A 14,127-nucleotide genomic window follows, 5' to 3' on the forward strand; every position below is an offset into this window, starting at 1 on the left:
ACCTGAATCCTGGAGAGAGGACACCCCATGTACATGCTCGAAATGCGTTCGGTCGCCAAGGTCTTCCGCACCGAACAGGTGGAAACCCACGCGTTGCGCTCGCTGGAACTGCAGGTCAAGGAAGGCGAGTTCGTCGCGGTCACCGGCCCGTCCGGCTCCGGCAAGACCACCTTCCTCAACATCGCCGGCCTGCTGGAAACCTTCACCAGCGGCACCTACCTGCTTGACGGCCAGGACGTGAGCACGCTGGGCGATGACGCCCGCAGCCGCCTGCGCAACCAGAAGATCGGCTTCATCTTCCAGGGCTTCAACCTGATTCCCGACCTGAACCTGTTCGACAACGTCGACGTGCCGCTGCGCTACCGGAAGATGAGTGCCAACGAGCGCCGCGAACGCATCGAGAAGGCGCTCACCCAGGTCGGCCTGGGCTCACGCATGAAGCACTACCCGAACGAACTGTCCGGCGGCCAGCAGCAGCGTGCGGCGATCGCGCGTGCGCTGGCCGGCAGCCCGCGCCTGCTGCTGGCCGACGAACCGACCGGCAACCTGGATACGCAGATGGCCCGCGGCGTGATGGAACTGCTGGAGGAGATCAATGCCGCCGGCACCACCATCGTGATGGTCACCCACGACCCGGAACTGGCCGCGCGCGCGCAGCGCAACGTGCACATCGTCGATGGCCAGGTGACCGACCTGGTGCGCGAACCGGTGCTGGCTACCCCGCCGCGCCACATCGTTGCCGTCAACGAGTGAGGGCACTCCCATGTTCGCCTACTACACCCGATTGGCGGTACGCAGCTTCCGCCGCAACAAGATCCTGACCGCACTGATGGTGGTCGCCATCGCGCTCGGCATCGGTGCCTCGATGACCACGCTGACGGTGTTCCACGTGCTGTCCGGCGACCCGATTCCCGGCAAGAGCGACCAGCTGTTCTACGTGCAGATCGATCCGCGCCCGCGCGGCGGCTATACCCCGGGTGAGGAGCCTGAGGAACAGATGACACGGCGCGACGCCGAGACCCTGCTGCGCGAGAAGCGCGGCATCCGCCAGGCGATGATGAGCGCGGGCGGCGGCACGGTGGAACCGGAGCTCAGCACGCTCAAGCCGTTCTCGGTGGATACGCGCTGGACGTCGGCCGATTTCTTCCCGATGTTCGACGTGCCGATGCAGTACGGGCGTGCCTGGAACAGCAGCGATGATGACAATCGCAGCCGGGTGGTGGTGCTGTCGAAAGCGATCAACGACAAGCTGTTCCAGGGTGCCGACAGCACCGGTCGCGAGATCCGCCTGAGTGGCCATTCACTGCGGGTGATCGGCGTGATGAAGAAGTGGAATCCCGAACCCCACTTCTTCGATCTGACCACCGGCAACTACGGCAAGGATGAAGACCTGCTGGTGCCGTTTTCCACTGCGATGGACCTGGAGTTCGGCAGCAACGGCAACATGAACTGCTTCGGCGAGAATCCGGATGGCAGCAGCAACTCGATCAACGCGCCCTGCAGCTGGATCCAGTACTGGGTGGAGCTGGATCCGGCCAAGGTCGAGGACTACCGCAGCTACCTGGCCAACTACTCGGACCAGCAGCGCGCAGCGGGCCGTTTCGAGCGCCCTACCAACGTGCGCCTGCGCCCGGTGATGGAGTGGTTGACGTTCAAGAATGCCGTGCCCAGCGACGTGCGCCTGCAGATGTGGCTGGCATTGGGCTTTCTCGGCGTCTGCCTGGTCAACACGGTGGGCCTGCTGCTGGCGAAGTTCCTGCGCCGCAGCGGCGAGATCGGCGTGCGCCGCGCCCTCGGTGCCAGCCGTGGGCAGATCTTCCTGCAATGCCTGGTTGAAGCCGGTGCGATCGGCGTTGCCGGCGGCGTGCTCGGCATCGGCCTGGCCCTGCTCGGCCTGTATGCGGTGCGCCAGCAACCCGTGGACTACGCGAGCCTGGCCCACCTGGACGGCAGCATGCTGCTGCTGGCCATTGGCCTGACCCTGTTCGCCAGCCTCGCCGCTGGTTTCCTGCCCGCCTGGCGCGCGATGCAGGTTACCCCGGCCATCCAGCTCAAGTCGCAGTAAGCACGAGTACGAGGACCTCCCATGGATATCCGCCCCATCCTCAGCACCCTGCGCCGGCACAAGACAGCCGCCGCCCTGATCGTGCTGGAAGTCGCCCTGACCTGCGCCATCGTCTGCAATGCCCTGTTCCTGGTCACCCAGCGCGTTGAACGGATCAGCCAGACCAGCGGCCTGGCCGAGAACGAGCTGGTGTTCGTCCGGGTCAGCGGCATCGGCAAGCAGACCAATGGCCAGGCCCGCACCCAGGAGGACCTGTCCGCCCTGCGCGCCGTTCCCGGGGTCACCGCCGCCGCGAAGGTCAACCAGCTGCCGTTCCGCCCGAACTCCTCCAATACCAGCGTTTCGCTGAAGCAGGAACAGGAACGTCCGACCGCCTTCGTCACCATGTACATGTTCGGCGAAGGTGGACTGTCCACGCTTGGACTGCAGCTGACCGCCGGCCGCGACTTCCAGCCCAGTGAATACAGCAACGTCGAGGATGCACAGAAGAACGCCTCCACCAATACCGCCTCCTCGGTGATCATCAGCCGCACGCTCGCCGACAGGCTGTACCCCGGCGAGAACGCACTGGGCAAGACGTTCTACATGGGCAAGCAGCCACTGCACGTGGTGGGTATTGTCGCGTCATTGGCCACGCCCACCGATTACAACAACAACACCACGCTGTCGATGGTGCTGCCTGTGCGGACCGATTTCACCCAGGGCCCGTACGTCCTGCGCACCGCTCCGGAACGGCGCGAGGAAGTACTCAAGGGCGCGATCGCCGCGCTTGAACGCAACGACCCCAACCGGCTGGTGCGCGAGAAGCTGACCTATGAGGCGCAGCGCAATGACTACTTCAAGAACGACAGGGCCATGGTCGGGCTGCTGATCACGGTGTGCATCTCGCTGCTGGTGGTCACCGCACTGGGCATCATCGGCCTGGCCAGCTTCTGGGTGCAGCAGCGCAGCAAGCAGATTGGTATCCGTCGCGCGCTCGGCGCGACGCGTGGGCAGATCCTGCGCTACTTCCAGACCGAGAACTTCCTGCTGGCCACGCTGGGCATCGTGCTGGGCATGCTGGCCGCCTATGCGATCAACCTGGCACTGATGAACATGTACGAGCTGCCGCGCATGCCGCTGCACTACCTGCCGCTGGGCGCACTGCTGCTGTGGGTGCTTGGCCAGATCGCGGTGTTCGGGCCGGCCCGGCGCGCGGCAGCGGTACCGCCTGCGGTTGCCACGCGGGGCGCATGAGATGCGTATCCGCTGGATGCTGATGATGATGCTCCTGCCACTGCCGGCACTGGCCGGCGGTGGCAGCTCGCAGACACTGGAGTGGCGCCAGGACGATGCGCGCCTGGCATTGCGTTCGAGCGAAGGCCAGGTGCGCGTGGAAGCCGCCGGCCCGGAAGCCCGCTTCGGCGTGCGCAGCGGCGATCGCATCCTGCGGGTGGATGACACCACCGTACGCAGGATCGAGCATCTTGCCGAGGCCCTGCGGCGTTCAAGCGCCGCCAGGGCCTATCTCCTGCTGCAGCGCGACAGGCAGGAACTGACGGTCGCGGTGGACGCCGCTGCCTGGCGCAGGGCGCTGGTCGCTCCGCCTCCGCCAGCACCGCCACCGCCGCCGCCCCGACGCTGAGCCCGCCGCCCCGACGGCTACGGGTTTGGCTATGCTTGATGGGTGGCGCCGGGCTCTCCCGGCGTATGGACACGAACACGGCTCCATCGGCGCCGCCCATCCCTTTCTGCAGAACCGCTTGATGCCTTCGATCCTGATCATCGACGACAACGCCAGTGTGGGCACTGCACTGGACGTGCTGTTCTCCCTGCACGACATCGACACCTTGCAGGCGCAGAGCCCGGCCGAGGGGCTGGCCCTGCTCGAGTCGCAGCCGGTCGACCTGGTGATCCAGGACATGAACTTCAGCGAGGACACCACCTCCGGCGAGGAGGGCGAAGCGCTGTTCGCACAGATCCGCGCACGCCATCCGGACCTGCCGGTGATCCTGCTGACGGCCTGGACCCACCTGAGCAGCGCGGTGGACCTGGTCAAGGCCGGCGCCGCCGACTACCTGGCCAAGCCCTGGGACGACCGCAAGCTGCTGACCACGGTCAACAACCTGCTGGAGCTGTCCGAGGCGCGGCGCGAACTGGACCGCCGCCGCAGCCGCGAGCTGCGCCAGCGCAATGCGCTGGAAGAAAAGTACGACCTGTGCGGTGCGGTCTTCGCCGATCCGGCCAGCGAGCGCGTCATCGCCCTGGCCTGCCAGGTCGCGCGCTCCGAGCTGCCGGTGCTGATCACCGGTCCCAATGGTGCCGGCAAGGAGAAGATCGCGCAGATCATCCAGGCCAATTCACTGGTGGCCAAGGGCCCGTTCATCACGGTCAACTGCGGCGCGTTGCCGTCGGAGCTGATCGAGGCCGAACTGTTCGGCGCCGAGGCCGGCGCCTACACCGGCGCCAACAAGGCACGCGAGGGCAAGTTCGAAGCCGCCGACGGAGGCACGCTGTTCCTGGATGAGATCGGCAACCTGTCGCTGGGCGGGCAGATGAAGCTGTTGCGCGTGCTGGAAACCGGCCGCTTCGAGCGCCTGGGTTCCAATCGCGAACGCCAGGTCAAAGTCCGCGTGGTCAGCGCGACCAATGCCGACCTGCCGGCGATGATCCGCGACGGCACGTTCCGCGAAGATCTCTATTACCGCCTCAATACAGTGGAACTGGTACTACCGCCGTTGGCCGAGCGCGCGGGCGACATCGTGCCACTGGCCGAGCGTTTCCTGACGGCCGGCAAGCCGCTGTCCAGTGCCGCCAGTGCCGCCCTGCAACGGCACCCGTGGCCGGGCAACGTGCGCGAACTGCGCAACGTGATCCAGCGTGCCGAACTGCTGGCGACCGGCAACCGCATCGAGGTGGCCGACCTGAACCTGCCGCGCACCGCACCGGCGCCACGCCCCGCACCGAGCGCTGGCAACGATCCCGACCGCGAGCGCATCGAGGACGTGCTGGCACGCAACCACGGCGTCATCGCCCAGGCGGCTGCCGAACTCGGCCTGAGCCGCCAGGCCCTGTACCGGCGCATGGACCGCCACGGCATCCCACGCGAATGAAACGGCGCTCGTTCACCTTCCGCCTGTTCCTGCGCCTGCTGCCGGTGCTGGCGCTGGCCGCTGCGCTGCCGTGGCTGCTGGCGTACTGGATGAACCATGGCTGGGTGGTGACCACGGCGTCGGCCGTGATCCTGCTGGCGTTGATGTGGTGGACCCTGCGCCGTGCCACCGCACCGGTGCGCTCGCTGATGCGTGCACTGTCCGGCACCACCAGCAGCTACCGCGACGGCGAGTACAACTTCGGCGTGTACTGGCCGGGCAACGACGAACTGGGCGACCTGGTGCAGGCGCACCGCGAGCTGGGCGATGTGCTGCGCGAACAGCGGCAGGGCCTGGTGCAGCGCGAACTGCTGCTGGACACCATGGTGCAGAACACGCCGGTGGCCATGCTGCTGATTGCCTCCGGCGGCGATGGCATCGCCCGCGTGGTGTTCTCCAACCTGGCTGCGCGCAAGCTGCTGCATGGCGGCTGGAAGCTGGAAGGCCAGCGTCTGGAAGAGGTGCTGGAACAGGTGCCGGTAGAGCTGCGCGATGCCATTGCCCGTGGCGGCGACAGCCTGTTCGCGGTGCATGCCGAGGGCGAGGACGGCGACGAGGATGACGAGCAGGTCTACCACCTGTCGCGCCGCGCCTTCCAGCTCAACGGCCGTCCGCACGACCTGCTGCTGGTACGCCTGCTCACCGCCGAACTGCGCCGCCAGGAAGTGCAGACGTGGAAGAAGGTGATCCGGGTGATCAGCCACGAGCTCAACAACTCACTGGCACCGATCGCCTCGCTGGCCCACTCCGGTGGCGTGCTGGTGCAGCGCGAACGCTTCGACCGGTTGCCGGAGATCTTCACCACCATCGAGGACCGCGCACGCCACCTGGAAGGCTTCATCCGTGGCTATGCACGCTTCGCAAAGCTGCCGCAGCCGCAACTGCAGACCGTGCACTGGGCGCCGTTCCTGTCCAGCCTGCGCCAGCAGATCCCGTTCACCATGGAACGCGAGCCGGACGAGGACCTCAGCAGCCGCATCGACATCGCGCAGTTCGGGCAGGCATTGCTGAATCTTCTGAAGAACGCGCATGAAGCCTGCGCCGAGGCCGATCCGCCCAACGATGACGTACAGGTGCAACTCACGCGGCTGCCGCAATGGCTGCGCCTGGACGTACTGGATCGCGGCAAGGGCATGAACGAGCAGGTGCTGCAGAACGCCTTGATGCCGTTCTATTCGACCAAGCGCAACGGCACCGGCCTGGGGTTGGCACTGACGCGCGAGATCGTGGAAGCGCACGGTGGCCGCGTGTCGCTGCAGAACCGCGGCGATGGCGGGTTGTGCGTGTCGATCCTGTTGCCGGTGGGTTGAGCGGGCCGATCGGGTAGCTCCACGCCATGCGCGGATGTGCCGACCAGGGCCGGCACCTACCAGGTCCGCCGCATCGCCACCCGCAGGTGCATCGGAAACCCGAGCGCAGCCTCTTCGGCCATGACGGCGCGCAGGCCGTCGTTCCACTCAGCCTCAGGCACTACGTCGAACCCTTCGCTGGCATAGAAGGCTGCATTCCATGGCACATCGCTCAAGGTGGTCAGCACCGCTGCAGCAAAGCCGGTGGCCCTGGCCTGCGCCAAGGCGTGCCGCAGCAATGCACGGCCATGGCCACGACGCGCGTGCGCCGGGTCCACATCCATCTGCAGGACATGGAACTCGCCACCCAGCTCGCCGCCCAGCAGGTAGCCGGCAATGTCGCCGCCGGGGCCATCCACAACCCACAGCTGGCCCCGCTGAAGGCCGTCCTGCAGCGTCGGCAGATCCAGGCCGTGGCCGGCAAATACCGGATGGGCTTCGTGATCCTTCAGCAGTTCGCCGGCACGCTGTTCAATTGCCGGCAGCACGCCGAGCTCGTCGGCATGCGGAATACGTGGCTCAGGACTTCTTGACCGGGCGCTTCCAGCCATCGATGGTTTCCTGTCGTGCGCGGGCCAGTGTCAGCTTGCCGTCCGGGGCGGTGCGGGTGATGACCGAACCGGCAGCGATGGTCGCGCCCTCGCCGATCGTCAGCGGCGCCACCAGCGAACTGTTGGAACCGATGAACGCGTTGTCGCCGATGGTGGTGGTCGACTTGTTCACGCCGTCGTAGTTGCAGGTGATGGTGCCGGCACCGATGTTCACCTTGCTGCCGATCACCGCATCACCCAGATAGGTGAGGTGGTTGGCCTTGCTGCCGACGCCGAGGGTGACCTTCTTGGTTTCGACGAAGTTGCCGACGTGCACGCCATCGGCCAGCACGGTACCTGGGCGGAGGCGCGCGAACGGACCGACCAGCGCCGCGCCTTCGGTGACCACACCCTCCAGATCACAGTGCGCGCGTACTTCGGTACCGGGGCCGAGAGTAACGTCCTTCAGGCGGTTGAACGGACCGATGGTAACGCCGTCGCCGAGCACGATGTTGCCTTCGAGAACGACATCGACATCGATCAGCACGTCACTGCCCACGGTGACGGTGCCACGGATGTCGAGTCGTGCCGGGTCGCGCACGCGTGCACCCTGTGCGCACAGCGCACGCACGGCGCGATGCTGCCAGGCACGCTCCAGCTGCGACAGCTGCCAGGGATCGTTTGCCCCCTCGGCTTCCTGCGCGTCGGCCACCAGCGCCATTTCGGCCGGGGTGTACTCATGCGCGGCAAATGCGAACACGTCGGTCAGGTAGTACTCGCCCTGCGCATTGCGGTTGGACAGCTGCGACAGCCAGCGGCGCAGCGCGGTCGACTCCGCGGCGATGATGCCGGTGTTGATCGTGCGCACGCGCAGCTGGTCGTCGGTCGCGTCCTTCTGCTCGACGATCGCTCCCACCTTGCCTTCGGCATCGCGCAGCACGCGGCCGTAACCGGTCGGGTCATCAACCTCGGCGACCAGCACCGCCAACCGCCCCGGCTGCGCCAGCAGATCGCGCAGGGTCTGCGCGCGGATCAGCGGTACATCGCCGTACAGCACCAGCACCTGCACGGCATCCGGCACCTGCGGCATCGCCTGCGCCACCGCGTGGCCCGTACCCAGCTGCTGCACCTGTTCAGCCCACTGCAGGTCGGGCTGGTCGGCGAACTGTTGCCGCACCGCCTCACCGCCATGGCCGTAGACCACATGGATGGCCGCCGGTTGCAGTTCGCGGGCCGCATCGATCACGTGCGCCAGCATCGGTTGGCCGGCGATCGGCTGCAGCACCTTCGGCAGCACCGACCTCATGCGCTTGCCGGCGCCGGCGGCGAGGATGATGACGTGCAAGGCTTGGGTCATGGGAACGGCAGTCCGTGGTTCGTTGCCGACGATTCTAGAGCGTACGCCGTTAACATGGGCATCCCTCCTCCTTCACCATGCCGATGAGCCTTGTCCGCCAGGGAAGCGCCTACCTCGTGATCGGGCTCGTGCAGCTGCTGGTCGATTGGCTGGTGTTCGTGGTCGCCACCGCGCTTGGCATGCCGGTCGCACCGGCCAACGTCGCCGGGCGCCTGGCCGGCATGCTGCTGGGCTTCTGGCTCAACGGCCGCTACACCTTTGCCGAGGCCGGCACCCACAAGCTGGGCTGGAAGCGCTTTGCACGCTTCTTCGGGCTGTGGCTGCTGCTGACTGCGGCAAGCACGTTGCTGGTGAGCCTGGTCGACCACGCGCTGGGCCTGCAGTACACCTGGCTGGCCAAGCCACTGGTGGAAGGCGGGCTGGCGTGCGTGTCGTTCCTGTTGATGCGCCATGTGGTGTACCGCTGATCGCGGTCAGCGGTCAGCGATCACCGTCACGGCGCAGGCGCGCTCCCAGTCCCTCACGCCACAGCTGCAGCGCGCTGTAGCGCAACCGCACCTGATGCTGCCCGGCCGGCACGCACAACGCATGGAAGAGGCCATTGCCGCGCAGCAGCGGCAGTACCTGGCCATCCTCGAGCTGCGCCTGCCAGCCACGACCGGTGGTTTCGTTGATCACCACCCATGCTGCATGGTCGGCCACCACCGTCAGCTCGATGCGTCCCGGCTGGTAGCGCAGCACCTGTACCGTGGCCTCGCCGGCATCCTGTTCGGCACAGTGGCTGCTGGCGGCTGCCGGCAGCCATAGCTGCCGGTTGAAATCGGTCTGGTTGAACAGCGGCGCAGGCGGTAGACGCTCCTCATGGCGGCGCACCTGCCGCGGATTCAGCACCCGTGGCAGCACGCTGTCACGCCGCGCAAGTTCCACCTGGTCGCCCTGCGCGCTGGAGCCCGGGAACGGCTCCTGGGCCAGCAGCCAACGCACGCCCAGCAGGTCGTACAGGGGAGCAGCGGTGTCTGGCATCCAGGCAGTGGGGACCTTCTGCTGGAAGGTATCCACCGGCTCGCCCGGCATCCCGGTCATCTGCAGATAGTCGCTTGCCAGCAGCGGGTTGTAGCCGTTTGCCAGCGCAATGGCATGCACCGCCGCGCCGTTGGTGAGTCCGCCGATGCCGAAGACCACCGCGCGCTCGGGTATGCCGATATGCCGCTCTGCCGCCAGCAGCGCATAGGCGCGCTGCGCAGGACCCGCACGATCGGCGGTGAGCACCGACTTTGTGCCGCTGCCCGCGTTGAACCTGGTGCCGACGTTGAACAGCAGCAGGTCCAACAGCACCAGCGCCAGCACCCAGCGCGCAGGTGACTGGTGGCGGCGCAGCACCCACACCGCGGCTACGCCCAGCGCGGCGCTGACCGCAAGCCAGGCGAAAGCGAGCGGATGACCATGATCGATCGCCAGCCACGCAGCGCACGCGCCCAGCACTGCGACGACCGCCACGGACACCCGATGCAATCGCAATGGCTGCCGCTGCAGGGCAACCTGCAGGGCACTGGCACCCAGCCACGCCGCCGCAGGCACGGTAAGGAACAGCGCATCGGACGGGCGCCGGAACAGGTCCAGCCCCGGAAGCCAGCCGAACAACCAGGGGAACAGCGGCGTGGCGCCACCCACCGCGACCATGATCGCCAGCGTCAGCGCACACAGCGCGACGCGCGTCGCCGCCGGCTTGCGCCGCAGCACCTCACCGCCCCAGAGCAGCCACAGCGCCAGCGGCACTGCCCCCACATAGAGGTAATCGGCGCTGATATCACCGAAGGCCCAGCTGTCGCCGCGCCCCTGCGAGAACACGTTGCCCGACAGCAGTGTCACCAGTGTCTGCCAGTGGATGGCACCCGGCAGCGCGGCTTCCAGCGTCAGGCCATTGCGATTGGTCTGGTCCAGCCAGGCCAGCGTGGACAGCCACTGCGGCGCACTGACACCACCGGCGAGAATGGCCACCACGCCCAGCTGCCACAGCAGGCGCATGCGCTGCCCCTGTGCCAGCACGACAGCAGCCACGGCGTAGATCACGCACGCGAGGATGATGAAATAGGTGACCTGGGTCAGTTGAAGCGCACACATCCCGCCGGCCACACCGGCCAGCAGGATGTCGCGCATCCGTCCCCGCCGGCGGACCTGCTCCAGGCCCAGCCACAGCCAGGGCAGCAGGCAGTAGCTGATGATCATCGGCGTGTGCTGCAGGCGCGACGCGGCCACGCCACCAAACATCAGCGTGAGCGCGAACAGCAGCTGCGCCGGCGGCGGCATGCCCTGCACGCGGCTCAACCGCAGTGCACCCAGGCCGCCTGCCAGCACATGCAGCAGCACCACCACCGTGAACAGGTGCAGGGAGCCCGGCGCCAGCAGCATCGGCAGCAGCATCGTCGGCTGCAGCGTCATCATCTGCGGATCGGCCACCTGCGGGTAGCCACCGTAGAGATACGGATTCCACCAGGGGGCCTGCAGGTGACGCAACTGCTCGGCACTGAAACTGACCGCCGGGAAGAACTGCTGCACGGCATCAAAGGGAATGGTCTTGATGCCACTGAGCCATGGCAGGCACAGAACGATCCACGCAATCAGGAACACGCCTGCCGGTGTGCGCCACGGCCGCTGCCAGCTGCCGCCTTCAATCGCTGTCGAGTGGTGCTGCATTCCCTGCTCCTGTGGCGAACAAACAAAAACGCCGGCAGCTAGCCGGCGCTTGTGCTTGATGACGCGCGAACCTCAGTGCTTGAGATTCTTGCGCAGGCGCTCCAGCGCCTGCAGCTGGACGACGGCTTCGGCCAGCTTCTGCTGGGCTTCAGCCACTTCCATCGCTTCGCCGCGGTTGGCCAGGATGCGCTCGGCTTCTTCCTTGGCCTTGCGGACCGAGGCTTCGTCGATGTCCTGCGCGCGGATCGCGGTGTCGGCCAGCACGGTCACCACCTGCGGCTGCACTTCCAGGATGCCGCCGGAAATGGCGAAATCCAGCTGCTCGCCGTTCGGCGTGGTCACCACCACCTTGCCCGGCTTCAGGCGGGTGATCAGCGGCGCGTGCTTGGGCGCGATGCCCAGTTCGCCCAGCTCACCGGTGGCCACGACCAGGGTCGCTTCGCCACGGAAGATTTCCTGCTCGGCGCTGACGATGTCGCAACGGATCGTGCTCATGCAAATCTCTTCGCTGTTCGCGGCGGCGCAATGCCGCCGTGGGGGTCCACCGGCGCGGGCGGTTGCCCGGCGCCGGCGTCAGGTCAGGCAGGATCGCTCCCGCCCGTCCCGGATCAGGCCTTCTCGGCCATCTTCTTGGCCTTCTCGACCGCTTCTTCGATGCCGCCGACCATGTAGAACGCCTGCTCCGGCAGGTGGTCGTACTCGCCATCGACGATGGCCTTGAAGCCACGGATGGTGTCCTTCAGCGGCACGTACTTGCCCGGCGAACCGGTGAACACTTCGGCCACGTGGAACGGCTGGCTGAAGAAGCGCTCGATCTTGCGGGCGCGCGACACCGCCTGCTTGTCTTCTTCGGACAGTTCGTCCATGCCCAGGATGGCGATGATGTCCTTCAGTTCCTTGTACTTCTGCAGGGTCTGCTGGACGCGCTGGGCGGTGTCGTAGTGCTCGTGGCCGATGACCAGCGGATCCATCTGGCGGCTGGTGGAGTCCAGCGGATCGACGGCCGGGTAGATACCCAGCGAGGCGATCGAACGCGACAGGGTCACGGTCGAGTCCAGGTGGGCGAAGGTGGTCGCCGGCGACGGGTCGGTCAGGTCGTCCGCGGGAACGTAGACGGCCTGGATCGAGGTGATCGAACCGTTCTTGGTCGAGGTGATGCGCTCCTGCAGGACGCCCATTTCCTCGGCCAGGGTCGGCTGGTAACCCACGGCGGACGGCATGCGGCCCAGCAGTGCCGACACTTCGGTACCGGCCAGGGTGTAACGGTAGATGTTGTCGACGAACAGCAGGACGTCCTTACCCTTGCCGTTTTCGTCCTTCTCGTCGCGGAAGTACTCGGCCATGGTCAGGCCGGTCAAGGCGACGCGCAGACGGTTGCCCGGCGGCTCGTTCATCTGGCCGTACACCATCGCCACCTTGTCCAGGACGTTGGAGTCCTTCATTTCGTGGTAGAAGTCGTTGCCCTCACGGGTACGCTCACCCACGCCGGCGAACACGGACAGACCGCTGTGCGCCTTGGCGATGTTGTTGATCAGTTCCATCATGTTGACGGTCTTGCCGACGCCGGCGCCGCCGAACAGGCCGACCTTGCCGCCCTTGGCGAACGGGCACATCAGGTCGATGACCTTGATGCCGGTTTCCAGCAGCTCGGTGGCCGGGGACTGGTCTTCATACGACGGCGCAGCGCGGTGGATTTCCCAGTTGTCGCTGGCAGCGACCGGGCCGGCTTCGTCGATCGGACGGCCAAGCACGTCCATGATGCGGCCCAGGGTGCCGGCGCCGACCGGCACCGAGATGCCACGGCCGGTGTTGACGGCAACCAGGTTGCGCTTCAGGCCGTCGGTGGAACCGAGGGCGATGGTACGCACCACGCCGTCGCCCAGCTGCTGCTGGACTTCGAGGGTGATCTCGGTGTTTTCCACCTTCAGTGCGTCGTACACCTTCGGCACCGATTCACGCGGGAATTCGACGTCGACGACCGCGCCGATGATCTGAACGATCTTGCCCTGACTCATTGCTGCATCCTCTAATGTGTGCTTTGAACGAACGCGGTCAGACTGCTGCCGCGCCGCCGACGATTTCGGAGATTTCCTGGGTGATCGCTGCCTGGCGCGCCTTGTTGTAGACGAGCTGCAGGGTGCCGATCAGCTTGTTGGCGTTGTCGCTCGCTGCCTTCATCGCAACCATGCGTGCCGCATGCTCGGAGGCGACGTTTTCCAGCAGTGCCTGGTACACCAGCGACTCGATGTAACGCGTCATCACGTGCTCGAGCACGGTCGCGGCATCGGGTTCGTACAGGTAGTCCCAGTCGTGGTGAGCGACCTGCTTCTCAGCCGGCGGCAGCGGCAGCAGCTGATCGAAGCTGGCCTTCTGCACCATGGTGTTCACGAAGCGGTTGTAGACCAGGTACACGCGGTCGATCCTGCCTTCGGTGAAGGCGTCGAGCATGACCTTGATCACACCGATCAGCGAATCCAGCTTCGGCACGTCGCCGATGTGGGTCACGCTGCCGACCATGTTGACCTTCACGCGGCGGAAGAAGGTCGAAGCCTTCTGGCCGATGGTCACCAGGTCCACTTCGGCACCCTTGTCCTGCCATGCCTTGGCTTCGCCCAGCATCTTGCGGAACAGGTTGTTGTTCAGGCCGCCGGCCAGGCCGCGATCGGAGGAGATCACGATGAAACCGACCCGCTTGACCTGCTCGCGCTCGACCAGGAACGGATGCTGGTAGTCGGTGCTGGCCTGGGCCAGATGACCGATCACCTGCTTCATCGCCTGCGCGTACGGACGCGAGGTCTTCATCCGATCCTGCGCCTTGCGGATCTTGGAGGCCGAGACCATTTCCAGGGCGCGCGTCACCTTGCGGGTGTTCTGCACGCTCTTGATCTTGGTTTTGATTTCGCGTCCGCTTGCCATCTCTTGTTTCCCGTGGCGCGGGGCTGATGCCCCGCGTTGTTCAACCGTTTGTCATCTGGTCCAGCGGAGCCAGCGGCTCCGCTCT

Annotated in this window: 13 protein-coding genes; 7 read left to right on the forward strand and 6 right to left on the reverse strand. The window is 66.3% G+C overall.

The features are described 5' to 3' along the window. Positions 1-27: 27 nt before the first annotated feature. The 6 genes from AC5P56_RS01310 (at position 28) to AC5P56_RS01335 (ending at position 6,506) form a co-directional block, all read left to right on the forward strand. Positions 28-753, forward strand: coding sequence for an ABC transporter ATP-binding protein (locus tag AC5P56_RS01310; protein ID WP_014648484.1), 726 nt, complete (start codon positions 28-30; stop codon positions 751-753). A gap of 10 nt (positions 754-763) precedes the next feature. Then, positions 764-2,065 (forward strand): ABC transporter permease, encoded by a 1,302-nt coding sequence (locus AC5P56_RS01315; RefSeq protein ID WP_046432623.1) that lies wholly within the window; start codon positions 764-766, stop codon positions 2,063-2,065. 21 nt (positions 2,066-2,086) lie between these two features. Then, complete coding sequence (locus AC5P56_RS01320) at positions 2,087-3,301, forward strand: ABC transporter permease (RefSeq protein WP_014648486.1); 1,215 nt, start codon at positions 2,087-2,089, stop codon at positions 3,299-3,301. A gap of 16 nt (positions 3,302-3,317) precedes the next feature. Next, complete coding sequence (locus AC5P56_RS01325; protein WP_014648487.1) at positions 3,318-3,689, forward strand: PDZ domain-containing protein; 372 nt, start codon at positions 3,318-3,320, stop codon at positions 3,687-3,689. Positions 3,690-3,810: 121 nt separating this feature from the next. Beyond that, a complete protein-coding gene (locus AC5P56_RS01330; RefSeq protein WP_014648488.1) occupies positions 3,811-5,157 on the forward strand; it encodes a sigma-54-dependent transcriptional regulator in 1,347 nt (448 codons plus the stop codon). Next, positions 5,154-6,506, forward strand: coding sequence for a sensor histidine kinase (locus AC5P56_RS01335; RefSeq protein ID WP_014648489.1), 1,353 nt, complete (start codon positions 5,154-5,156; stop codon positions 6,504-6,506). The genes AC5P56_RS01330 and AC5P56_RS01335 overlap by 4 nt, the downstream gene beginning before the upstream one ends. A gap of 56 nt (positions 6,507-6,562) precedes the next feature. Here the strand turns inward: AC5P56_RS01335 and AC5P56_RS01340 are convergent, their stop codons facing one another. Beyond that, a complete protein-coding gene (locus AC5P56_RS01340; RefSeq protein WP_041863844.1) occupies positions 6,563-7,096 on the reverse strand; it encodes a GNAT family N-acetyltransferase in 534 nt (177 codons plus the stop codon). Continuing rightward, positions 7,065-8,432: a bifunctional UDP-N-acetylglucosamine diphosphorylase/glucosamine-1-phosphate N-acetyltransferase GlmU gene (gene glmU / locus AC5P56_RS01345; protein WP_495231402.1), complete on the reverse strand. Its 1,368-nt coding sequence runs from the start codon at positions 8,430-8,432 to the stop codon at positions 7,065-7,067. The genes AC5P56_RS01340 and glmU overlap by 32 nt, the downstream gene beginning before the upstream one ends. A gap of 83 nt (positions 8,433-8,515) precedes the next feature. Here glmU and AC5P56_RS01350 point away from each other — a divergent pair, with 83 nt between their 5' ends. Further along, positions 8,516-8,899 carry a GtrA family protein gene (locus tag AC5P56_RS01350; protein WP_049440007.1) on the forward strand — a complete coding sequence of 128 codons (384 nt, stop codon included), beginning with the start codon at positions 8,516-8,518 and terminating at the stop codon, positions 8,897-8,899. A gap of 13 nt (positions 8,900-8,912) precedes the next feature. On the opposite strand, the gene AC5P56_RS01355 is transcribed toward AC5P56_RS01350, so the two are convergent. From AC5P56_RS01355 to atpG, 4 genes are all read right to left on the reverse strand, one after another. Continuing rightward, positions 8,913-11,126, reverse strand: coding sequence for a putative glycosyltransferase family protein (locus tag AC5P56_RS01355; protein WP_049440009.1), 2,214 nt, complete (start codon positions 11,124-11,126; stop codon positions 8,913-8,915). 72 nt (positions 11,127-11,198) lie between these two features. After that, complete coding sequence (locus AC5P56_RS01360) at positions 11,199-11,621, reverse strand: F0F1 ATP synthase subunit epsilon (RefSeq protein WP_005419509.1); 423 nt, start codon at positions 11,619-11,621, stop codon at positions 11,199-11,201. 113 nt (positions 11,622-11,734) lie between these two features. Continuing rightward, positions 11,735-13,141 (reverse strand): F0F1 ATP synthase subunit beta, encoded by a 1,407-nt coding sequence (gene atpD / locus AC5P56_RS01365; RefSeq protein WP_005419510.1) that lies wholly within the window; start codon positions 13,139-13,141, stop codon positions 11,735-11,737. A 37-nt stretch (positions 13,142-13,178) separates the two neighbouring features. Further along, positions 13,179-14,042, reverse strand: coding sequence for a F0F1 ATP synthase subunit gamma (atpG, locus tag AC5P56_RS01370; RefSeq protein ID WP_495231403.1), 864 nt, complete (start codon positions 14,040-14,042; stop codon positions 13,179-13,181). Positions 14,043-14,127: the final 85 nt, after the last annotated feature.

Source organism: Stenotrophomonas sp. YJH_SMC_131 (genome assembly GCF_059367975.1).